This is a genomic window from Pseudomonas sp. EggHat1, from assembly GCF_014892995.1.
GTDB classification, from domain to species: Bacteria; Pseudomonadota; Gammaproteobacteria; order Pseudomonadales; family Pseudomonadaceae; genus Aquipseudomonas; species Aquipseudomonas chaetocerotis.
Window position 1 is genome coordinate 380,862 of sequence record NZ_JACKQK010000001.1, and the last position, 21,451, is coordinate 402,312.

At 61.2% G+C, this 21,451-nt stretch carries 19 protein-coding genes; 9 read left to right on the forward strand and 10 right to left on the reverse strand.

Features of this window, described 5'->3' with window-relative positions; translation table 11 throughout:
* Positions 1-70 precede the first annotated feature (70 nt).
* Together INS93_RS01795 and glyA are read left to right on the forward strand one after the other, a co-directional pair.
* Positions 71-4,276: an EAL domain-containing protein gene (locus INS93_RS01795; RefSeq protein WP_420707255.1), complete on the forward strand. Its 4,206-nt coding sequence runs from the start codon at positions 71-73 to the stop codon at positions 4,274-4,276.
* 147 nt (positions 4,277-4,423) lie between these two features.
* Entirely contained in the window at positions 4,424-5,677 is a 1,254-nt protein-coding gene (gene glyA, locus INS93_RS01800) for a serine hydroxymethyltransferase (RefSeq protein WP_004425032.1), read from the forward strand.
* Between the two features lie 154 nt (positions 5,678-5,831).
* On the opposite strand, the gene INS93_RS01805 is transcribed toward glyA, so the two are convergent.
* Positions 5,832-6,338 carry a DUF3015 domain-containing protein gene (locus INS93_RS01805; RefSeq protein WP_160019344.1) on the reverse strand — a complete coding sequence of 169 codons (507 nt, stop codon included), beginning with the start codon at positions 6,336-6,338 and terminating at the stop codon, positions 5,832-5,834.
* Positions 6,339-6,503: 165 nt separating this feature from the next.
* Here INS93_RS01805 and INS93_RS01810 point away from each other — a divergent pair, with 165 nt between their 5' ends.
* Positions 6,504-6,875, forward strand: a complete 372-nt coding sequence (locus tag INS93_RS01810; protein WP_160019343.1) for a PilZ domain-containing protein — start codon at positions 6,504-6,506, stop codon at positions 6,873-6,875.
* Here the strand turns inward: INS93_RS01810 and INS93_RS01815 are convergent, their stop codons facing one another.
* Complete coding sequence (locus INS93_RS01815) at positions 6,876-7,064, reverse strand: hypothetical protein (RefSeq protein WP_192980078.1); 189 nt, start codon at positions 7,062-7,064, stop codon at positions 6,876-6,878.
* 411 nt (positions 7,065-7,475) lie between these two features.
* Between INS93_RS01815 and INS93_RS24775 the strand changes: the two genes are divergently transcribed.
* Positions 7,476-7,601, forward strand: coding sequence for a hypothetical protein (locus INS93_RS24775; protein ID WP_264294411.1), 126 nt, complete (start codon positions 7,476-7,478; stop codon positions 7,599-7,601).
* A 21-nt stretch (positions 7,602-7,622) separates the two neighbouring features.
* Here the strand turns inward: INS93_RS24775 and INS93_RS01820 are convergent, their stop codons facing one another.
* From INS93_RS01820 to radA, 3 genes are all read right to left on the reverse strand, one after another.
* The gene (locus tag INS93_RS01820; RefSeq protein WP_192980079.1) at positions 7,623-7,769 is read right to left on the reverse strand and encodes a hypothetical protein; all 147 of its coding nucleotides are present in this window, start codon (positions 7,767-7,769) and stop codon (positions 7,623-7,625) included.
* A 211-nt stretch (positions 7,770-7,980) separates the two neighbouring features.
* Positions 7,981-10,920 carry an autotransporter outer membrane beta-barrel domain-containing protein gene (locus tag INS93_RS01825; RefSeq protein WP_192980080.1) on the reverse strand — a complete coding sequence of 980 codons (2,940 nt, stop codon included), beginning with the start codon at positions 10,918-10,920 and terminating at the stop codon, positions 7,981-7,983.
* 1,108 nt (positions 10,921-12,028) lie between these two features.
* A complete protein-coding gene (gene radA, locus INS93_RS01830) occupies positions 12,029-13,387 on the reverse strand; it encodes a DNA repair protein RadA (RefSeq protein ID WP_192980081.1) in 1,359 nt (452 codons plus the stop codon).
* A 92-nt stretch (positions 13,388-13,479) separates the two neighbouring features.
* Between radA and INS93_RS01835 the strand changes: the two genes are divergently transcribed.
* Positions 13,480-13,974 carry a GNAT family N-acetyltransferase gene (locus INS93_RS01835; protein WP_192980082.1) on the forward strand — a complete coding sequence of 165 codons (495 nt, stop codon included), beginning with the start codon at positions 13,480-13,482 and terminating at the stop codon, positions 13,972-13,974.
* 116 nt (positions 13,975-14,090) lie between these two features.
* Here the strand turns inward: INS93_RS01835 and INS93_RS01840 are convergent, their stop codons facing one another.
* Positions 14,091-14,369, reverse strand: coding sequence for a YdcH family protein (locus tag INS93_RS01840; protein WP_160019337.1), 279 nt, complete (start codon positions 14,367-14,369; stop codon positions 14,091-14,093).
* 68 nt (positions 14,370-14,437) lie between these two features.
* The gene (locus INS93_RS01845; RefSeq protein ID WP_017678808.1) at positions 14,438-14,686 is read right to left on the reverse strand and encodes a YdcH family protein; all 249 of its coding nucleotides are present in this window, start codon (positions 14,684-14,686) and stop codon (positions 14,438-14,440) included.
* Positions 14,687-14,883: 197 nt separating this feature from the next.
* On the opposite strand from INS93_RS01845, the gene INS93_RS01850 reads away from it, so the two are divergent.
* Positions 14,884-15,909 carry a CNNM domain-containing protein gene (locus tag INS93_RS01850; RefSeq protein WP_100547167.1) on the forward strand — a complete coding sequence of 342 codons (1,026 nt, stop codon included), beginning with the start codon at positions 14,884-14,886 and terminating at the stop codon, positions 15,907-15,909.
* On the opposite strand, the gene INS93_RS01855 is transcribed toward INS93_RS01850, so the two are convergent.
* On the reverse strand, positions 15,910-16,686 hold the full coding sequence (locus tag INS93_RS01855; protein WP_192980083.1) for a ferredoxin--NADP reductase: 777 nt from the start codon (positions 16,684-16,686) through the stop codon (positions 15,910-15,912). It abuts the gene before it with no gap.
* Positions 16,687-16,898: 212 nt separating this feature from the next.
* On the opposite strand from INS93_RS01855, the gene INS93_RS01860 reads away from it, so the two are divergent.
* The 3 genes from INS93_RS01860 (at position 16,899) to INS93_RS01870 (ending at position 18,633) form a co-directional block, all read left to right on the forward strand.
* On the forward strand, positions 16,899-18,023 hold the full coding sequence (locus INS93_RS01860; RefSeq protein ID WP_192980084.1) for a class I SAM-dependent methyltransferase: 1,125 nt from the start codon (positions 16,899-16,901) through the stop codon (positions 18,021-18,023).
* 68 nt (positions 18,024-18,091) lie between these two features.
* Complete coding sequence (locus INS93_RS01865; RefSeq protein WP_021487971.1) at positions 18,092-18,349, forward strand: type II toxin-antitoxin system Phd/YefM family antitoxin; 258 nt, start codon at positions 18,092-18,094, stop codon at positions 18,347-18,349.
* Positions 18,337-18,633, forward strand: a complete 297-nt coding sequence (locus tag INS93_RS01870) for a type II toxin-antitoxin system RelE/ParE family toxin (RefSeq protein ID WP_192980085.1) — start codon at positions 18,337-18,339, stop codon at positions 18,631-18,633. Before INS93_RS01865 ends, INS93_RS01870 begins: the two co-directional genes overlap by 13 nt.
* 3 nt (positions 18,634-18,636) lie before the next feature.
* Here INS93_RS01870 and INS93_RS01875 read toward each other — a convergent pair whose 3' ends face one another.
* Entirely contained in the window at positions 18,637-19,956 is a 1,320-nt protein-coding gene (locus INS93_RS01875) for a TldD/PmbA family protein (protein ID WP_192980086.1), read from the reverse strand.
* A complete protein-coding gene (locus INS93_RS01880) occupies positions 19,956-21,398 on the reverse strand; it encodes a TldD/PmbA family protein (protein ID WP_192980087.1) in 1,443 nt (480 codons plus the stop codon). Before INS93_RS01880 ends, INS93_RS01875 begins: the two co-directional genes overlap by 1 nt.
* Between the last annotated feature and the right edge of the window lie 53 nt (positions 21,399-21,451).

Here is a 21,451-nt window from a genome sequence, read left to right on the forward strand (position 1 = left end):
CGAGCGCAGGCATGCCCGCGCGTCTCACAAAGCTCAAAATAGCCCAGCACCGGCTACAGGTTCACAGAACGTGTCGACTCCCTCATCCCTGCCTTCCTCCTCCCCGGGCGAGTCGCGCGCCGCATTGCGCCGTGCACTGGTGGTGCTGGTGCTGGCGATACTGGGATTGCTGGCGTGGCAACTGACCCAGGAATATCGCCAGTTGCTCGATAGCCAGAAGCAACTGAGCCAGGGTTACAGCACCCAATTGGCCAAGCATCTGAGTCTGAACATGCGCCTCAAGGCGCAGGCGGGCCAGGCGATGCTGCAGAGCAGCCCGGCGCGCGCTGGCGACGGCAGCGAATTGGTCACGGCATTGCGCAGTATCTTCCCGACCGTCAACAGCGTGGCCTGGCTCGATGCCAACGGGCAGTTGCTGGCCGACAGCGCCAGCGAGTCGCGCGACCTGAGTTTCGTTCGCAACCAGCAACAACGCAGTGGCGCGGCGCCCTATCACTTCGCCTTCAGCTCACTGGACGGCGGTGTGCTCTACCTGCTGCTGCGTCAGCCCGACAACAGCCACCGGATATTGCGCATGCGCACCAGTGCGCTGCGCGGCTGGCTGCGCGAGCAGCACCAGAGCGAGCACAAATGGTTGCTCGAAGACCTGCTCAGTCACCGCGTGATAGCGCGCGCCGATGACCTGCAACAGGCTGGCGGCATCATCGCTCCGGTTACTGCGGCAGAGCAGGCACAAAGCCTCGACCTGATCGCCCTGCCCGGCAGCGACTGGCAACTGCGCGCCCTGTTCGATGCAGAGCGCGCCGGCAACGAGCTGATGCCGACCCTGGCCGGCAAGTTCCTGCTGTTCGCGCTGTGCAGCCTGCTTACCCTGTTGGCCCTGTACGGCCTGCAACGCGAGCAGCGCAGCCTGCAGCGCCTGAATACCGAAACACGCCGCTCGCTGCGCCAGGCCGCCAGTGCGCTCGGCGCCGTCGAAGAACGCATTCTGGTGACCCAGGCCGATGGCAAGGTGCGCTACCTGAACCCGCAGGCCGAAGCGCTGTTCGGGGTTCCCAGCGACGTGGCCGGGGAACTCCATCTGCTTGATCTGCTGCCCGATCTCGACCCGTTGCTGCTCAACAGCCCACAACTGAGCAGCGATCTGGGGCCGGAGCTGATCAGAGTCGAAAGCGAGGGGCGCGAGCGACTGTTCGCCGTGACCCGTAGCGATATCAGCGAAGTCGGGCGTCATGCCGGTTACGTCTGGGTGCTGCGCGATGTGACCGATGAGCAGCAGGCCATGCGCGTACTGCAGGAAACCCGCAGACGCTATCAGGACATCTTCGACGGCACCGGCGTAGCCCTCTGCGTGCTCGACCTCTCCGGCCTGCGCTGCCTGTTGCTGCAGCACAAATTACGCGATGCGGCGGGTCTGCAGCGCTGGTTGCAGGCCGATGCCGAGCATCAGCAACTACTGGTCGAGCAACTGCGCATTACCGAGGCCAATCAGGTGGCGCTCAATCTGCTCGGGGTCAAGTCCACCGAACAGGCCTGGCAGCAACTGATCGACAACGGCCCGGTACAGCCCGACGACCTGTGTTACCGCCTGGCCGTGGCCGTGCTCGAAGGCCCCAACCTGATGGAGCTGGAAACCCAGCTGGTCACCGCACAAGGCTTGCAGCGTCACGTCTGGCTGGTGCTGCGCCTGCCGGAAATGCTCCAGGACTATCAGGCCGTCACCCTGAGCATAAGCGACATCACCAGCCGCAAGCGCATCGAGCTGTCGCTGATCGAACGTGAGCGCTTCTGGTCCGAAGTGGTGCGCTCGGTACCCGACCTGCTCTACGTGCATGACATGCAGAACCGGCAGGTGCTGTTCAGCAACCACAGCCTCGGATTGCAACTGGGCTATAGCGTCAGCGAGCTCAAGGCGATGGGCGGAGACTTCTGGGAGCAGGTACTGCACCCGGACGACAGCGAATACTACTGGCGCATTCGCAACCTGCAGAAAGTGGTCGGCAACGGTCTGCTGCTCGAATCGGTGCTGCGCTGGCGTCACCGCAATGGCCAATGGCACTGGTTCAGCATCCGCGAGCAGGCTCTGGCGCGCGATGAGCGCGGTCGCGTCAGCCGCCTGATCGGCGTGGCCAAGGACATCACCGAGCAGATCGAGCGCAACCAGTCGCTGCGTGACAGCGAGCAACGCTACCGCCTGCTGGCGGAAAGCATCAGCGACGTGATCGTCTCCACCGACGACAGCCTGACCCTGAACTACGTCAGCCCGTCGGTGGAGGCCATGCTCGGCTACAACGCCGAATGGGTGACGACCAACGGCCTGCAGGGCCTGGCGGCCAACCCGCAGCAGCTCGCCAGCCTCTACGTGCTGCTCGAGCGGATTCGCGATTCGCTCGGCGAGCGTGACCGCCTCGAGCGTCTGCGCGAGGAGCTGCCGGATCAGCTGTTCGTCTTCGACTGCCTGCGCGCCGACGGCCACAAGATCCCGGTGGAACTGCGCCTGGTGCTGATGTGGGACGAGAACGGTCGCTTCGAAGGCATCCTCGGCGTTGGCCGCGACATCAGCCAGCAACGCCGCGCGGAAAAAGACCTGCGCATGGCCGCCACGGTATTCGAGCACTCCACCGCGGCGATTCTGGTGACCGACCCGGCCGGTTACATCGTTCAGGTCAACAAGGCCTTCAGCCGCGTCAGTGGTTATTCCGCCGGTCAGGTGCTCGACCAGCTTCCCGGCATGCTCACCGCCGACCGTCAGCAGGCGGCGCACCTGCAGTACATCCTCGGCCAACTCAACCAGCGCGGCAGTTGGGAAGGCGAGGTGTGGCTCAAGCGCAAGGGTGGGGAGAATTTCCCGGCCTGGGTCGGCATTACCGCGGTGCATGACGAGGAAGGCGATCTGGTCAGCTACGTGTGCTTCTTCAGCGACATCAGCGAGCGCAAGGCCAGCGAACAGCGTATCCATCGTCTGGCCTACTACGACGCCCTGACCCACCTGCCCAACCGCACCCTGTTCCAGGATCGCCTGCACAGCGCACTGCAGCATGCGGATCGGCATGATGAATGGGTGGTGCTGATGTTCCTCGACCTCGACCGTTTCAAGCCGATAAACGATTCGCTCGGCCACGCCGCCGGCGACCGCATGCTCAAGGACGTGGCCGTGCGCCTGTCCGCCTGCGTCGACGGCGACGACACCGTGGCGCGTATGGGCGGCGACGAGTTCACCCTGCTGCTGCAGCCGCGCGCCACCCGCGAGGGAGCGCTCAATCGCGCCATTCATGTCGCCGAGCAGATTCTCTCCAGCCTGGCGCGCCCTTTCGTTCTCGAAGGCCGCGAATTCTTCGTCACCGCCAGCATTGGCATCGCCCTTGCCCCACAGGACGGTAGCGAGCTGAGCCAACTGATGAAGAACGCCGACACCGCGATGTATCACGCCAAGGAACGCGGCAAGAACAACTTCCAGTTCTACCAGGCCGACATGAACGCCAGTGCCCTGGAACGCCTGGAGCTGGAAAGCGACCTGCGCCACGCTCAGGAACAGGGCCAGTTCGTCCTGCATTATCAGCCGCAGTTCTCCGGCGATGGCAATCGCCTGACCGGGGTCGAGGCGCTGCTGCGCTGGAGTCACCCGACACGCGGCCTGGTGCCGCCGGATGAGTTCATCCCGGTACTCGAAGAACTCGGCCTGGTGGTGCAAGTCGGTGAATGGGTGCTGGAAGAAGCCTGCCGTCAGCTCAAGGCGTGGCACGAGGAAAAGATCCGCATCCCCAAGATTTCGGTCAACCTGTCGGCCCGTCAGTTCGCCGAAGGCGACCTGAGCGCACGCATCGCCGCCATTCTGGACAGAACCGGAGTAGCCCCAGCCTGCCTGGAGCTGGAGCTGACCGAAAGCATACTGATGCGTGATGTCGCCAGCGCAATGCAGACTCTTGGTAACCTCAAGCGCTTGGGCCTGTGCATTGCAGTGGATGACTTCGGCACCGGCTACTCGTCGCTGAACTACCTCAAGCAGTTCCCCATCGACGTGTTGAAGATCGACCGCAGCTTCGTCGACGGCCTGCCTGATGGTGAGCAAGATGCGCAGATCGCCCGCGCCATCATCGCCATGGCGCACAGCCTGAACATGATGGTGATCGCCGAGGGGGTGGAGAGCCAGGCACAACTGGACTTCCTGCGTGAACACGACTGCGACGAAGTACAGGGCTTCCTGCTGGGCAGACCCATGCCTGCACGTCAGCTCACAGCCCAATTCAGCGGCGCAGCGCTGTTCATCCTCAGTTGACGGGCGGGACGCCGGCAAGCTCTAGGCCCCAACTCAGCATGAAGGCCACTTGTCAGGCTCATGACCGACCTTCATATGCCTGAATGCGACCTTTGCGGTAGAATCCGCCCCCTCTTTCTACCGCCCAGCTGATTTCAGGGGACCGCCATGTTCAGCCGTGATTTGACCCTCGCTCGTTATGACGCCGAACTCTTTGCCGCGATGGAGCAGGAAGCCCAGCGCCAGGAAGAGCACATCGAGCTGATCGCCTCGGAAAACTACACCAGCCCGGCGGTGATGGAAGCCCAGGGCAGCGTGCTGACCAACAAGTACGCCGAAGGCTATCCGGGCAAGCGTTACTACGGTGGTTGCGAGTACGTCGACGTGGTCGAGCAACTCGCCATCGACCGCGCCAAGGAGCTGTTCGGCGCCGACTACGCCAACGTCCAGCCGCACTCCGGCAGCCAGGCCAACAGCGCCGTGTACATGGCCCTGCTCAACGCTGGCGACACCGTGCTGGGCATGAGCCTGGCCCACGGCGGCCACCTGACCCACGGTGCCAGCGTCAGCTTCTCCGGCAAGATCTATAACGCCGTACAGTACGGCATCAACGACCAGGGCCTGATCGACTACGACGAAGTCGAGCGCCTGGCCGTCGAACACAAGCCGAAGATGATCATCGCCGGCTTCAGCGCCTACTCGCAGGTTCTGGATTTCCCGCGTTTCCGCGCCATCGCCGACAAGGTTGGTGCCTACCTGTTCGTCGACATGGCCCATGTGGCCGGTCTGGTCGCGGCCGGTCTGTACCCGAACCCGGTGCCGTTCGCCGACGTGGTTACCACCACCACTCACAAGACCCTGCGCGGCCCGCGCGGCGGCCTGATCCTGGCGCGCAAGAACGAAGAGCTGGAGAAGAAGTTCAACTCCGCCGTCTTCCCGGGCGGCCAGGGCGGCCCGCTGGAGCACGTCATCGCCGCCAAGGCAGTGTGCTTCAAGGAAGCGCTGCAGCCTGAGTTCAAGGCTTACCAGGCACAGGTGATCAAGAACGCCCAGACCATGGCCCAGGTGTTCATCGACAACGGCTACGACGTGGTCTCCGGCGGCACCGAGAACCACCTGTTCCTGCTCTCGCTGATCAAGCAGGACATCACCGGCAAGGATGCTGACGCAGCCCTGGGACGCGCCTTCATCACCGTCAACAAGAACAGCGTACCGAACGATCCGCGCTCGCCGTTCGTCACCTCCGGCCTGCGTATCGGCACCCCGGCCGTCACCACTCGCGGCTTCAAGGAAGACGAGTGCCGTCAACTGGCAGGCTGGATCTGCGACGTGCTGGCCAACATCGGCAACGATGAAGTCGAAGGCCGCGTGCGTGAGCAGGTCAAGGCGCTGTGCGCGAAGTTCCCGGTCTACGGCAACTAAGGCCGCTGGCCTGAAATAAAGAAGCCCGCCGATTGGCGGGCTTCTTTTTGCCTTGTCGATTTCCTTGTCGTGCACGGTATACGGCTGGTGCGCACGGCGCACCCTACTGAACTCTGCGAATCGTGCGCACCGACAACGAAACGGACATTACCGCCTACGCGGGCTGTTTCACATAGCGCGCCAGTTGCGCGTCACGACTCATCACCTGAAGCGTGGCTGCCAGCACCTGCTCACTGGTGGCGTCGGCTTTGCTGAAGATGCTGCCGAAATTGTCGTGAGTAACCTTGGCGAAGCGCGCACGATCCTGAGCTTCGACGCCCAGCAGGGTGGCGTAGGCGTCCAGCGCTTCGCCCTGGCCCATGGCCATGTCTTCAGCGATGGAGTCGAGCATGCCGTTCATCGCCAACATGGAGCGACCGTTGTAGCCCAGCGCGCCGCTGGTATCGCAACCGTTGGTACCCGACGTCATGCCGAAGGTGGCATTACCGAATGTGCCGTTGGTGGTGGTGGCCAGGAAATGCGGGGCCATGCCACGCTGACCCTCGAACAGCATGTTGCCCCAGCCGCAGCCATTGCCACCCGCAGCGTCGGCAAATGCCCCGACACTGGCCATGCTCAACAGGCCGAAGACCAAACCTTTGCCTAGCAGTCGTTTGCTCATGTCTATCGCTCCGCAATATCGAGTAATAAAAACTACACACGGAGCTTTGGCGAGACTTGGCCACCTGTCAAACTGGTATGCCTCTGCTGTGCCCTGCGACACAGGGGCAAAGTACGGAGCCGTCAGCCTTGGCTATAGTGATGTAAATCCTTCAGGAGTATGGGCATGAGTGAATCAGCCAACGAGCGTCGGCGCTTTCAGCGCATCGCCTTCGACGCCCCCACCGTACTCGTTCAAGACGAGCGGCAATGGGCGGCGGTGTTGCATGACCTTTCGCTCAAGGGTCTGATGGTCGAGACTCCGGCAGACTGGAACGCTGACCCGGATCAGCCGTTCGAAGCGCAGATCCAGCTCGGCGACGAAGCGAGGGTAAAGATGGAAGTGTTGCTGACCCGTACCCAGGCGGGTTATCTCGGCTTCGTCTGCCGCCATATCGACCTGGAATCAATCAGCCATCTGCGGCGGCTGGTCGAACTCAATCTGGGCGACGAGAGTCTGCTTGAACGAGAGCTCGCCGCCCTGGGCGACCAACCCTGATCAAGGCCGACTGAGCGCTTTGGCGAATCCCTGGCGGATTTCATCCTCAGGCAGGTCGCCACCAATGAACACCAGCACGCGTTCGCGCGGCTCGTTCACCACCTCAACTACACCCTTGTAGCGCAGCAGCGCATCGCCGAAGCGCGCCAGCAAGCCCTCCACGAACGCACAGAGGCGCTCCAGAGCCACCGGTTCAAGGCTCTCCAGCACCAGTGTGCGGATACAGTCCCGAAGCCGGCTCTGCGAAAGAAGCCGTGACGCTGGTAGAACGCGAACGACCCGACATCGCGCTGATGGATATTGGCCTGAGGGACGTCAGCGGACTGTAGCTGACAGCACTGCTCGCTCGCGGTCATCCGAGGTTCAAGGTAGTGAGACTGAGCATGTACAGTGGCCGGCAATGTGTCCGCCAATCCCTGCAGGCTGGTGCCGCTGGCCATGTACTCAAAGGTGCAAGATCACGAGAAATCATCGCCGCGATCAAGGCGCTGGCCGGGGCGCTGACTGGCTACATGTCAACGCCGGAGGCAGCACTGTCCCCGCTCAAGAGTCAGATACCGCAAATGATGGCGCAAGGCTTGAACAACAGATCCACGGCACGTGAACTGGCAATCAGTGCGCGAACAGTGGAACCATCGCCTGAACATCCGCCGCAGGACGGATATCGAAAAACCTGCCGACCTGATGCGTCAGGACAAGCAACACGGTTGCCAACGCTGCCACTGACGCCTGTGTATCCCGCGCATATCAGTGGGCGCGGCACACAACCTCGGCAGCCTTGCGACGCTGACGCCGCGCTTCGATACGTTTGGCCTCGCGCTTTGCTTCACGGGATTGCGTGACCTGAACATCCGGATTGAACGCACGGGAAAAAAAGTCGAAGAACAGAAACATGATGTGGCCTCCTTTTTGGACACATCACCATGCTGCACGCCGATAGCCGGCTATCTATTGATCTGCGTCAAGAGTCGCCGATGCTTCAATTGCGGCAGGACGCCGCAATTGAAGCACTCTGTCTGCGAACGAAAAAGCCCTTCGCACACCGAATGAGCGATGCTCATACCGGTTCGGAAGGGCTTCGAATGGTTGCTGCCTTGCCTGGCACTTACCAGGCGGAGCTCACGCTGATCGTTCCCTTGAACGCATGATTGTGCGAACGGCCAGCACCTATAGCCTCGGCGCAGCTAATCTCACCAGATGCACTCCAGTTGTCTTTTCGGACAACGCTGCCACCCGCTCCCAACTCCCCCCAAAGGCGCCGGTTGTTCTGGTCGAGACGAACCTTGGCGACATCGACCTCACTGCCGGAAAGGATGTCGTAGCTAAGGTTGGCAATGCCGTACAGCTTCACCGGATTGTTCTGACTGTTGTCGCTGTACCAGCTCACAGGTGGTTCAAACTGGACACCGACACGACCTTTGAGGCTATCGTTCTTGGCCTGAACGATACGTGCACCATGTTCGTCGCTGAAACTGTCGAAGTCGACGTGAGTCCATGCCAATTGAGCTTGCGGAACCACCGTCCAATCCGAACCGGCATCAAGGCGCTGACCGACCTCCAGGCTCATCACGGACGACCAGCCTTTGTTGCCCCCCCCCGTTTTGCTCGATAGCTTGCTGTCATACCAGGTCAACTGCCCCACGGCATCGGCATAGAGGCCATTCTCCTCCAGCCAGGTGGCACTGGCGCCTACACCGTAGCCGGTCGTTGTGATCTTGCCACTGCGCTTCTCGCCACTTGCCGAATCACGGGTAACGTCGACATTGACGTGCGACGTGCCCATGGTTGCGTAGAGACCGGCGTTAAGCACCCCGTGCTCATTCTGCAAAGCAGTATTTTCATAACCAAGCTGCATGAAACCGATGTGCTGGGTGTACGGCGAACCCTTCTTGGGGTCATAAGAGCCGTACTCGCCAGCCACACGCCCCCAGGAACCGGCTGGGCTTGCCTCACTGCGGCTACCTTTCTCAGCGCCGTCAGCACTACCGTTCAGCCAGATGCTATGACCTTTACGCTGCTGCAAAGAACCAAGGGTCGACAGCGCATAAGTGCCGAGCTGACTGGAATAGGCACGGACAGTCTGCGCCGAAGCACTCAGCGCTTGATTACCAGGCCCTCCAGCGGACGATGTATCGATAGAGCGCAAGAACCAGTCCTGATCGTTCATGCCCGCATTGAGACCGCCTCGATACAGGCTGTACTCGAAAGCACCGGCCACCACCGGCGCATTGAGACGAAACGCATCAGCAGAGGTCGTCGCGCCATTGATGGCTTCGACAATCTGTATTCCATTGGCTGTCGTGAGTGCTCCGGGACCACCCACATTAGTGATCGAAAGCGTTGTGCTACCCGTAGCGGTACCGCCATCGATAACGATGCGATCAGACGCTGATCCATCTGCGCCCAGGTAGGTGCTGAGGGCAATGACACCGCCGTTACCCACGTAGTTGTTCGTCGTGAAAGTAGCATTGGCGCTATCACCGATGCGGATTTCGCCAGCATTCGTCACGCTGTTCAGCGCGTGACTGAAACCGTTCAGGTCCAGCACACCGCCAGCATCGATCGCATAGGTGGAACTGGAACTGAATGCACCCGCATTGCCAGCAGCCAGTCGCCCAGCAGATACACGCGTCTCCCCGCTATAGACATTGGCGCCTGTAAGCGTCGTGGTGCCCAAGCCGATCTGCGAAAGCCCACCAGTACCGGATATAACACCCGAGTAGGTGATGTCATCGAAACGGTTGAAGGCCAGCGTACCGTTATTGATTACATCCCCTGTGATGGAGCCGGTGGTGCCGCCTGTACCGATCTGCAACGTCCCGGAGCTTATGCTCAGCGAACCGGATGTTGTCGAGACATCCCCGCCGACCTGCCAGAGAGATCCGGACACGTCCAGGCTGGAGAATCCTGAAAGATCACCTGAAACGAAACCCGAGCCCTGCAACTGCAGGCTATTGCCCGTACCCGTGCTGACAGCTCCCCCATTGAGTACGGAGCCATCGGTGAGGGTCACGGCATTGTTGTTACCCGCAACAGCAACGGCCGTACCGCCGGTTCCGGTAATGGTTCCACTGTTGGTCAGACTGTTGTTATCCGTCTGCAGAGTCACACCCGTGTTACCCGAGATGAGTCCGGCATTGGTGATATTGGCTACACCGCTACCAACCAGCAGGCCGCTGGACGTGGCATCCGTACCGATGATCGAGCCCGTGTTGGTCGCCGTCATCGTTCCCTGCCCCTGGGAAAAACTGACCCCCGTCCCCCCCGTGATCGTCCCGGTGTTCACGAATGTGCCGGTACTCGCGGCCGTAGTACCCAGACGAACTTCCACACCGATGCCGCCGGCACCCGCAGACACCGTACCGTTCTGAATGACCGACGCCGAACCCGCAGCGCCCGTGGCAACAGCGCGAATACCGGTCGAGCCATCAGCGGTCAGATTGATTTCGCCGTCGTTGACGACGGAGACTGCATGGTCGACGCCGGCATCCTGGGCAAAGATACCGAAGGCAGCGCTCCCTGAGAGAACGCCACTCGCGCCATTGGTGACAGAGGCATCGCCATTGGTGAATACGTAGATTGCCCGGCCGCCTGTTCCCTGCATCGAAACCGAGCCATTGTTGACCAGCGTACCGGTCGAATCACCCGACGAGCCGCGAATGACAAGACCATAGGTGTTGTCCTGCGCGATGATGACTCTGGCACCCGCCTCGACCGTGAGAGAGGCATTACCTGCGGTCGTGACTGAGGGAACGCCCAGGCCGATACCTACGGTGGTATCCGAGTGAGCACCAAGCGGATTGCCGCCGGTTGTGTCGACTACCGTGCCTGCGGCCAGCGTCACATTGTTATTCGCGCCGGTATAGTTAATGCCATCTGCATAAGGGTTCCCGGTGCCGTTACACACGACCGTGGGACCGACACCACACTCATTGCCACCCAGAGCCAGCGTTGGGAGGCAGGCAATGGCGGCCATTGCCGAACCCAGAAGACTGGCCGGCCGCTTTTTCAAGGGGTTTACACCATGCTGCTTTATCTTATTCATAATGAACCCACACCATTCCAGTTAATGTAGTTTTTCACTTCAGGCGTTCCTTGCCTAACCGGAAACTAATGCGCATACATGCTTGCCTGCAATCTCCGACTCACTCCACGCACCGCATACAACAGACACTGATCAAAACTTAAAAAATCAAACCAACGAAGTAGCTCAGCGCAACAAAGACGCCATGCTAAAAAAGTAATCTGCCTTTCAAGAAGACACGCCGACACAAAGCGTCTAATGTCACCAATTCAAGTAACGCAAAGCCCTACGGAGCATGTCTAAGCACTACCCGCGTCATGATCACTGCATTAAAAAATCTTGTGCGCGACACCGACCGTCTTTCGCCTTCTCTCGGAACAGCAATCAGCATTGCGCTGACCGCCTCACCCATATTTCAGAGTCGCCCTTATTTCACCCACACACGAAGGTGCCCGGAGGACGGCCAACAGAGGCTACCGGACATCACCCAAGATAACTTTTCTGACAAAAACAATGGCTAAGACAGGCCGATTAAAGAGCAAACTTTACGCGCGCAAAGTTCCCATCGGACATCACGCCACTACGCCGCACGCGCTTATAACGACATCAAAGCCACACAAACAACTGAACACTTTCAAGCATTAACAGCTTGGCGACCCAACCATCACAGGACACGCAATTACATGCACTGACTTGGTAGTGACGCGCACATCTACAGCAGGCAATCCGCCCACACAGAAATACACTGCAGGCTTCAAGATATAGGAAGCGCGCAGCATGCCAGTCGAATTCAAGGTGAGCATTGGCTCGGACCAGATAACCAGGAAAACTCTAACGCACAACTCCTGACCAAAAGCTGAACAAACCAGAGCCGGCACTAAGAATATTCTTAAAAAACCAGAGCAGGCACTAAGAAAATTCTTAAAAACCAGAGCCAGAACCAAGAATATTCTTAAAAAGCCATTTATCGTCACTCCGCGACTACGCGAACCCAGGAAATCCATAGGCTCTGGATGCCCACCTACACAGGAATGACGGCTTTTTCAGAGCATCCTCAAGGAAGTTCGCATATCGCGCTCAGCCAGCAGGCTCGCCTATCACATGGCAAACGGGCCTACATCACAGAGACTCAGTCAAACAGCGCATCCAACGCCTGCTCCAGGCGCGTGACGGCGATAACGTGCAAGCCCGGCGGAGCTTCCTTGGGCGCATTGCCCTTGGGCACGATGGCGCGCTTGAAGCCGTGTTTGGCCGCCTCCTTGAGGCGCTCCTGACCACTCGGCACCGGACGAATCTCGCCGGACAGGCCGATCTCGCCGAACACCAGCAGGTCGTGCTGCAGCGGCCGGTTGCGCAGACTGGAGATGACCGCCGCCATCAACGCCAGGTCGGACGCCGTTTCCAGTACCTTGACCCCACCGACCACGTTGAGGAACACGTCCTGGTCATAGGTCGGAATCCCGCCGTGGCGGTGCAGCACCGCCAGGAGCATGGCCAGGCGGTTCTGATCCAGGCCCAGGGTGACGCGGCGCGGATTGCCCAGATGACTGGTGTCGACCAGCGCCTGCACCTCCACCAGCATCGGTCGCGAGCCTTCCCAGGTGGCCATCACCACACTGCCGGGCACCGCCTCCTGCGCGCGGGTGAGGAAGATCGCCGAGGGGTTGGAGACTTCCTTGAGGCCCTTGTCGGTCATGCCGAATACGCCCAGTTCGTTGACCGCGCCGAAACGGTTCTTCACCGCCCGTAGCAGGCGCAAGCGACCGTCGGACTCACCCTCGAAATACAGCACAGTGTCGACCATGTGCTCCAGCACGCGCGGGCCGGCCAACGCGCCTTCCTTGGTGACGTGGCCGACGAGAAAGATCGCCGTGCCGCTCTGCTTGGCGAAGCGCACCAGCAGCGCCGCACTCTCGCGTACCTGGGCTACACCGCCAGGCGCCGACTGCAGTTGCTCAGTGAAAATGGTCTGGATCGAGTCGATCACCATGACCTTGGGCTTTTCCTGGCGCACGGTGGCGATGATCGATTCGATGCAGGTTTCGGTCATTACCTTGAGCTTGTCCTGCGGCAGGTCCAACCGCCGCGCACGCATGGCCACCTGCTGCTGCGACTCCTCACCAGTGACGTAGAGGGCGGGAAAACGCGTAGCGATATTGCACAGGGTCTGCAGCAGGATGGTCGACTTGCCGATGCCTGGGTCGCCACCGATCAGCACCACCGAGCCATCCACCAGACCGCCACCGAGCACCCGGTCGAGCTCGCCGGAAGCGGTGGAAAAGCGCGGAATTTCCTCGACACTGACTTCAGCCAGGGTTTTGATATTGGCTTTGTCGCCAGCCCAACCTGTGCGCCCGCTGGGCGTGGCACCCTCCACCACGGTTTCGACCAAGGTATTCCAGGCGCCGCACTCACCACACTGCCCTGCCCATTTGGGAAAGGTGGCGCCGCACTCGGTGCAGCCGTACATGCGTTTTGCCTTGGCCATTGCGATCAATCCTGCCGCTGAACGAAGGCTGGAACGATACCGAACAACTGGATAAATTTACAGACCACTGCCACTCTGCCCGGAATGCACATATGCAGATCCAACTGTTACCCACCAGCGCCGAACAGCTGCCGCTACTGGCCAACCTCTACCAGTTCTACGCCTACGAAAGCTCGGACTGGGAGCAGGAAGACGTGGAGACGGACGGTCGCTTCTACATCCACCAACCCCACCTGCAGCGCTATTGGCAGGAGCCGGGCTGGAGTGCGCAATTGATACTGGTCGACGGCTTCATTGCCGGCTTCCTGCTGATCGAACAGAGCGAGTTACCTGGTCTTGATGTGCCGGAATTCGCCGACCTGTTCATCCTCAAAAAGTATCGTCGCCAGGGCATCGGTCGCGCCCTGGTACAGCAGGTAATGGGCGATGGCAGCCCCTGGCTGCTGCGTTTCTACCGTCAGGATGAGCTGGCCTGTGCCTTCTGGCAGCAGCTGTTGAACGAATGGCCCAGGCCGGCGCGCCCGGTGTGGACAGAAGAAGAGGCGGACGGGCTGCTCACTTATCTGATCAACCCGCCCGTGCATTGAGGCCTTTCGGCTCCGATGGCGAAGTCAAGACGAGATCCGGGAAGGCCGGTGCGCACGACGCACCCTACCGGTAGCGATCTCGTAGGGGGCGCCGTGTCTGCCGCATTTTCCGGGCATCAACCCCGACAGCCATTGCCACAACCGCAGCACTGACCTGCAGCGCGTTTGAGCTGGCGCGCCAGTTCGTCCTTGATCGCTACACGATGGAGTTTCAGTGCGCTGAGGGTAACGTCATCGAGCAACTCGATACCGTCCTCTATACGGCAGATGCGCTTGTCCAGCGCTTCGTACTCTTCGGCCTGGCGAGAGAACTGTTCATCGCTCTGCCGCAGGCGCTGCAGTTCGTTGCGCAGTTCGGGGAAATCATGAACCAGCGGATGGTGGTCGACGTGCATGATGAAGCCTCTGACAGGGAAGATGGCTCCAGCCTAGCGCTGCACGTCGACCGTTCATTTGATCCGGATCAAGCACTGCCCGCCTTGCGCAGCAGATCGGCGATCTCGTCCTTGAGACCCACACGCTGCAGTTTGAGCCCCTGCAAGGTCAGGTCGTCGACAGCTTCGCGACCGTCCTCTATTTCGTAGATGCGCTTGTCCAGCGCTTCATATTCGCCAGCCAGGCGAGGGAAGTGCGGATGACTTTGCATCAGCTTGCGCATGACGTCGCCTTGCTGAGGAAATTCGCGGGTCAACGGGTGATGTTCAAGCGGCATGGAGGACCTCCCCAGATAGTGTCCCTTTAGCCTAGTCGAAGCCTGGCTACGTGCAGGCAGTGAAACATCGGCAGAAGAGACGCCGGGCAGCAAACGCCAACCGCGCCAGCATGACGAAATGAAATGTTGCAGCTTTTCTGCTGTTTTCCACTGCGCTTGCGCTAAATTGGCCGGCCATTGGCCACTTATCCCCCTACATGACACTCCTGATAGCGTTCGCTGTCCTCTCCATTCTGGTTTCGTTCATCTGTTCCATCCTCGAAGCCGCCCTGCTCTCCCTCACGCCCAGTTACATCGCTCAGCAGAAGGTCGCAAAACCGCAGCTGTACGAAAGGCTGAAAGAGCTCAAAGACAAGATCGACCAGCCGCTGGCGGCCATCCTGACCCTCAATACCGTGGCGCATACCGTTGGTGCGACCGGTGTCGGTGCACAGGTGGCGATCGTCTTCGGCGACGGTTACCTGGGCATTGCCTCGGCGGTCATGACCCTGTTGATCCTGGTGCTTTCGGAGATTCTGCCGAAGACCATCGGTGCCCGTTACTGGCGTGCCCTGGCGCCCTTCCTGCCCAGCCTGCTGCGAGCGATGATCCTGCTGCTCAAGCCGTTCATCGTCATGTCGGACCTGATCATGCGCCTGTTCGGCGGCAAGGAGCCGGAGCACGACATTCGCCAGGAGATCAAGGCGCTGACCCTGCTTGGCCGCGAAGTGGGCAAGCTCGACGAAGACGAGCAGCGGGTGATCAGCAACATCCTCGATCTGCACGAGATCCGTCTGCGCGACATCATGACGCCACGCATCGTCTGCGAATCCGCCGCACCGGATGAATCGATCGCCGCGTTCAAGGCACGTGCCCGCGAGAGCCAGTTCTCCCGTTACCCGGTGATCGGCGAGGACGAGTCGCCGCTGGGCGTGGTGTTCCGTTATGACGCTCTGGCGGCCGAGAACGATGGCGAACCGATCACCCAGATCATGAAGCCGATCAAGGTCGTGCCGGACAGCATGAACGTGGAAAACCTGATGACCCTGCTCATGCAGGAGCGCCAGCACATGTGCCTGGTGTACGACGAGTTCGGTAGCTGGCACGGCCTGGTGACACTGGAAGACATCATGGAAACCATCATCGGCAAGCCGATTCTCGACGAGACCGACGATATCCCCAACATGCGCCGCTTCGCCAAGCGCCGTTGGGAACATCGACTCAAAGCGATCCGCGAAGACTGATCACCAGTAGTTTTCCACCGCCACCTGACCCGGCCGCCGGGTCAGGCTCAGATTCAGGCCGCGCACCTTCAGGCGCTGACGAATGTCGTCGATCATCTGCGGGTTGCCGCAGATCATCACTCGCGAACGCTCGGGCGCCAGCTGCAGGCCCGCTGCACGCTCCAACTCACCGTTGTCGAGCAGATCGGTGATACGCGCATTCAGGCAATTCTGCGCCTGCTCGCGGGTGACCACCGGCAGGTAGGTGAGCTTGTGAGCGAATTCGGCCAGGTGTTCCAGCTCGGCGAAGCTTCGGATCAGCGGCTGATAGGCCAGCTCGGCGAAGCTGCGCGCGCTGTACACCAGCACGATACGCTCGAAGCGCTGCCACACCTCGAAGTCCTGCAGGATCGACAAAAACGGCGCGATGCCAGTGCCGCTACCCAGCAGCCAGAGGTCTCGGCCGTCGACGAAGCGGTCAAGGGTCAGGTAGCCGGTGGCCATCTTCTCCACCAGCAGGCTGTCGCCCACGCGCAGTCGACTCAACTCGCTGGTGAATTCGCCGCCCGGTACCACGATGGAGAAGAACTCGAGAAACTCGTCATGTGGCGCGGACACCAGCGAATAGGCGCGCCAGACCACGCTGCCATCGGCTTTCTCCACGCCCAGGCGCACGAACTGCCCGGCGCGGAAACGAAAGCTCGCATCGCGGGAGGTGCGCAGGGTGAACAGACTCGGCGTCAGGCTGTGTACCTCGAGCAGCGTCTGACGGGTGAACTTGTCTTCGCTGACGGTCATAATCACCCCTTCAGGCACCTCCAAACACTATCTGCGTTGTCATCACTGCGTTAAAAACAAGCTCAAAATGCTCATTTACAGCTCGTAAACTCCGCTTTTTTGCTTGTTTTTGCCTTGTGCTGACTGCCTCGCCTACGTGTTTAGAGGCACCTCTTCATTGAATACCTGTCCAGTCTGGCGCAATCGGCCAGCGACAAACACCGAAGGTTTGCATGCCTACTCTCGAAACTCCCTTCGCCAGCCTCGAACTGCAGCGTCAGCCGCACCAGGCGAACGAGCCGCTACAAGCCTTCGATGCCGCCGACGAATACCTGCTGGGTCATCTTCATGAGCAAGGCATCGAGGCAGGCAGCCGCGTGCTGGTGCTCAACGACAGCTTCGGCGCCCTCACGTGCTCGCTGGCCGGGCACTGCCAGGTGAGCAGCAGCGGCGATTCGCACCTGGGCTTTCTCGCCCTGCAGAAGAATCTCGCCAGTAACGGCCTGGGTGGCGAGACGGTGACCTTTCTGCCGAGCTGCGAAACTCCGCAAGGGCCATTCGACTGGGTGCTGATTCGCGTGCCCAAGACCCTGGCGCTGCTGGAGGAGCAACTGATCCGTCTGCACGGCCAGTTGGCGCCGGGCGCACGCGTGGTCGCAGGGGCGATGATCAAGCACCTGCCGCGCGCAGCGGGAGATCTGCTGGAGCAATACATCGGCCCGGTACAGGCCTCGCTGGCAGTGAAAAAAGCCCGCCTGCTGGTCGCCACGCCTGAAACCAAGGCAATGCCGCACTCGCCCTACCCGACCCGCTACCGCCTGGATAAACCGGCGCTGGAGCTGGTCAACCACGCCAACGTGTTCTGTCGCGACGGCCTGGATATCGGCACCCGCGCCTTTCTTCCGCATCTGCCGCGCCACCTCGGGCGCGTGCGAGTCGCCGATCTCGGTTGTGGCAACGGCGTGCTCGGCATCGCCTACGCCCTGGGTAGCCCGCAGGCGGAGCTGACGCTGGTGGACGAGTCCTATATGGCCGTGCAATCGGCGCAGGAAAACTGGCGCGCGGCACTCGGTGAACGACCAGTGACCATACGCGCTGGCGACGGTCTGGCCGAACAGCCCGCCGACTCGCTGGATATGGTGCTGTGCAACCCGCCCTTCCACCAGCAGCAGGTGGTCGGCGACTTCCTTGCCTGGCGCATGTTCCAGCAAGCCCGCGCGGCGCTGGTCACCGGTGGTGAACTGTGGATCGTCGGCAACCGCCACCTGGGCTACCACGCCAAGCTGGCGCGCCTGTTCCGTGGCGTCGAGCAGGTGGCGGCCAATCCGAAATTCGTGGTGCTCAAGGCGAGAAAGTGACCCGTTGATTGTAACGGCCGAAAAGTATCACTAAAGTGGCACTTTCATCTGCGCAGCGGGCATCGTCCATGAAAGTCGAGTTGGTCACCAACCTGAAGCGACAGGCCACCAAGATTCTGGCCGACCTTCACGAGTCCAAAGAACCTGTACTGATCACCGAACATGGAATGCCTTCGGCTTATCTGGTGGATGTCGATGACTACCAGTTCATGCAGAAGCGTCTTGCCCTTCTGGATGCTCTGGCTCGCGGAGAACGTGCCGTAATCGAGGGCAACACCCTGAACCATGAGCAGGCCAAGGAAAGGCTGAGCAAATGGCTGAAATAGTCTGGACGAACACCGCCCTCGAACAGCTCGACGATCTCGCGCAATACATCGCCCTCGACAAACCGGATGCCGCGCGAGCACTAGTCAGAAGAGTCGTTGAAACAGTCTCACGGTTAGTGGATTTCCCCCTCTCGGGCCGCGTTCCTGATGAGCTTCCACACTCGGTGTACCGCGAAATCGTCGTCCCACCTTGCCGAATTTTCTACCGCTATACAGACACAACCGTTTTCATCATCCACATCATGCGAGAGGAGCGCGTGCTGCGCGCCCAGATGCTCGAGTGATCGTCATAACGTCAGGGTAAAGCGCGACAACAACGCGCCCGGCAAGGCCATCGAGCCCGTCTGCCTGGCGCCGTAAGTGCCGCCTGGCAGCAGCAGCTCAGGTTCGCGGGTCAACGCCTCCAGTTGCGGGCCGAGGAAGTCGAACAGCGAATCATCGAAACGCATGGTGTCCACCGGCGCCTGGATCTGCCCATCCTCGACCCAGAAGGTGGCGAAGCGGGTCATGCCGGTCAGGCGCGCGGCGGGCAGGTCGGAGAAATTGCCGTACCACAGGTTGCCGATATACAGCCCGGTGCCGAGCCGTTGCAGCACGTCGTGCTCGTCCAACTCACCGCCTCGCATGTGCAAGGACAGCGGATATTCGCCACTGCACGCACCATTTGCGATCAACCCATACTCGGCGGCACTGCGCGAGCTGATCAGGCGTTCGCCAGGTCGCCCCTGGCTGATCAGGCGCAGCGGCTGGCGTGGCCCTTCGGACGTGAAAGCCGGCGCCAAGCCACCCTCGATGCGTTCGTCCATCGTCAGCAACGGGCTGAGCTCGGCCTTACCGTTGAACAGACGCTGCAACGGGCTGCCACCTGACGCCAGCGCCTGGGCGCCGAAGCCCCAGCAGCACAGGCTGACCAACTCTTCCAGCGCAGCCGGCGCCAGATAGGCGCGATAGGCCCCTGGCTGCAGCACCTTGGCCGGTCGACCGAGAAACTCCAGCTGTTGCCGTGCACGCTCCAGCTTGTGAGCGAACGCCTGGGCGTCCCACTGCTCGCCGGCATAAGCGCTTTTCACTGCCTGGCCGTTGCCGTGAAAGAGGCTGAACTCCAAGTTGAAACTGCTCGCGGCGTACCAGCCGAACGCGCCCCAGGAACTAGCGAAGCCCTGGTACTGCGGCCCGACGGCAAGAAAGCCGACCAGATCCAGGCCAGCCGCCGCCGCGACGATCTGCTGCGCCATGGCCGCGCTATCGAGCCGCACCGCTTCGCCCGCCAACTCGCTGCGCCAGGCCTCACGATTCAAGCGCAAATAAGGGTCGTCACTCAAGGTTGGCAGCACGCCACGCAGACGCTGCACTATCTGCTGCAGGCGCTGCAAATCCTCGTCGAGCACGCCACTGAGCGCCAGCTTGCTTTCGGCATGGCGCTGCCCCTGGTACAGCGACAGGGTGACGTACACCTGCTGCACCTGCCCGGCCTGACGCACCTGACCTTGGTTGAAACGGATGAAGCTGGACACCTCGGCGCCGTAGGCCAGGGTAAAACCCTCCTCGCCCACGACCTGCTCCTGCAGGTGCTCCAGCAACGTACTGAAATGCTGACGTGCATCCATCAGGCAGCCCCTCCGAAAACGTCGATATCGGCGAAGACGCTGGCCGGCGAGGCATGCCCGACACGGATCACCTGGTTGGGTTCGCCCTTGCCGCAATAGGGCGTGCCCATCACCTCGAAGGTGCTGGCGTCGCCTACCGCGCGCAGGTTGCGCCAGAACCGCGAGCTGATGCCGCGGTAATTGGGATTCTTCACCACGCCCTTGAGTTCGCCGTTTTCGATCAACTGGCCCCATTCGCAGCCGAACTGGAATTTGTTGCGCGCATCGTCGATCGACCAGGAGCGGTTGTTGCTCATCAGGATGCCGCGCTCGATACCGCCGATCAGCTCAGCCTGAGTCTTGTCACCCGGCTCCAGATTGAGATTGGCCATGCGGTCGATGGGCGGCCGGTTCCAGTTGCACGCACGGCTGTTGGCCACACCCGGCAGGCCACTGCGCCACTGCGACAGCGCACCGCCGAGCGGGCGCTGGAGGATGCCATCGCGGATCAGGTAATGGCGCTGCGCCGGAGTGCCGTCGTCATCATGGCTGTAGCTGGCCAGCTCGCCTGGCACGCCCGGATCGAAGGTCACGTTGAGCAGCGACGAGCCATATGGGTAATGACCGAAATCTTCCTGGCGAATGAAACTGGTGCCGGCGAAGTTGCGTTCGTCACCGAGGATGCGGTCCAACTCCAGTGGATGGCCGATGGACTCGTGGATCTGCAGGATCATCTGGTCCGGCATCAGCAGCAGGTCACGCGAACCGTTCGGGGTGTTGGGCGCCAGCAGCAGTTGCAATGCCTCGTCGGCAATGCGCTCAGCACTGCCGATCACGCCCAACTGCTGCAGCACCTCGGCACCGCCCTGCCGCGCCAGATGAGTGCCGCCGAAACTGCGGCTCTGGCTGTCATGCTCGTCGCTGGCGGTGACGCCCACCTGCGGGAAGACGTAGCGCTGGGCACGGCGCAGGCAGGCGCCCGCGCTGTTGAGGTAGATCTGCTCATGGCAGGTGAAGGTCAGACCAACGTGACTGTCGACCAGGCGCGTATCCAGTGGAATCCGCGCCGACTCGGCCATCAGCGACTCGAACCAGTGGCCGGCGCCTGCCAGCGGCTGCGCGTAACCCGGCATCACATCGTCGCTTTGCTCGGTGGGGTACGGCAGGCTGACGAGGTCGAGCAGGTTGTGCCCGGCCAATGTGCGGGCCATCTGCTCGGCGCGCTCCAGCGCGGCCTGCAAGCCGGTCTGGCTGAGATCGCTGGTGGCCGCATAGGCTTCGACACCGGCGATACGCACGGTAAGCATGGCGCCGGCATCGTCGACGAAGGACGGCGCCTGCGCCACATGCCGCCGCACCCAGTAGGACTCCCGGCTCTCGCGCACATGGCGCAGCGACCAGTAGTCGGCAGTGGATTTCAGCGCGGCGAAGCGGCGTTTGAGCGTATCGCTGAGGGCGAACATCGGGCCTCCTTGGCGGACGAAGAAAGGAGGCCAGTATGGGAACAAGCACACGC

Coding starts and splice junctions, on each gene's coding strand:
- glyA (WP_004425032.1), top strand. CDS start 4,424: ATGTTCAGCCGTGATTTGACCCTCGCTCGTTATGACGCCGAACTCTTT.
- INS93_RS01805 (WP_160019344.1), bottom strand. CDS start 6,338: ATGAGCAAACGACTGCTAGGCAAAGGTTTGGTCTTCGGCCTGTTGAGC.
- INS93_RS01810 (WP_160019343.1), top strand. CDS start 6,504: ATGAGTGAATCAGCCAACGAGCGTCGGCGCTTTCAGCGCATCGCCTTC.
- INS93_RS01820 (WP_192980079.1), bottom strand. CDS start 7,769: ATGTTTCTGTTCTTCGACTTTTTTTCCCGTGCGTTCAATCCGGATGTT.
- INS93_RS01825 (WP_192980080.1), bottom strand. CDS start 10,920: ATGAATAAGATAAAGCAGCATGGTGTAAACCCCTTGAAAAAGCGGCCG.
- radA (WP_192980081.1), bottom strand. CDS start 13,387: ATGGCCAAGGCAAAACGCATGTACGGCTGCACCGAGTGCGGCGCCACC.
- INS93_RS01835 (WP_192980082.1), top strand. CDS start 13,480: ATGCAGATCCAACTGTTACCCACCAGCGCCGAACAGCTGCCGCTACTG.
- INS93_RS01840 (WP_160019337.1), bottom strand. CDS start 14,369: ATGCACGTCGACCACCATCCGCTGGTTCATGATTTCCCCGAACTGCGC.
- INS93_RS01845 (WP_017678808.1), bottom strand. CDS start 14,686: ATGCCGCTTGAACATCACCCGTTGACCCGCGAATTTCCTCAGCAAGGC.
- INS93_RS01850 (WP_100547167.1), top strand. CDS start 14,884: ATGACACTCCTGATAGCGTTCGCTGTCCTCTCCATTCTGGTTTCGTTC.
- INS93_RS01855 (WP_192980083.1), bottom strand. CDS start 16,686: ATGACCGTCAGCGAAGACAAGTTCACCCGTCAGACGCTGCTCGAGGTA.
- INS93_RS01860 (WP_192980084.1), top strand. CDS start 16,899: ATGCCTACTCTCGAAACTCCCTTCGCCAGCCTCGAACTGCAGCGTCAG.
- INS93_RS01865 (WP_021487971.1), top strand. CDS start 18,092: ATGAAAGTCGAGTTGGTCACCAACCTGAAGCGACAGGCCACCAAGATT.
- INS93_RS01870 (WP_192980085.1), top strand. CDS start 18,337: ATGGCTGAAATAGTCTGGACGAACACCGCCCTCGAACAGCTCGACGAT.
- INS93_RS01875 (WP_192980086.1), bottom strand. CDS start 19,956: ATGGATGCACGTCAGCATTTCAGTACGTTGCTGGAGCACCTGCAGGAG.
- INS93_RS01880 (WP_192980087.1), bottom strand. CDS start 21,398: ATGTTCGCCCTCAGCGATACGCTCAAACGCCGCTTCGCCGCGCTGAAA.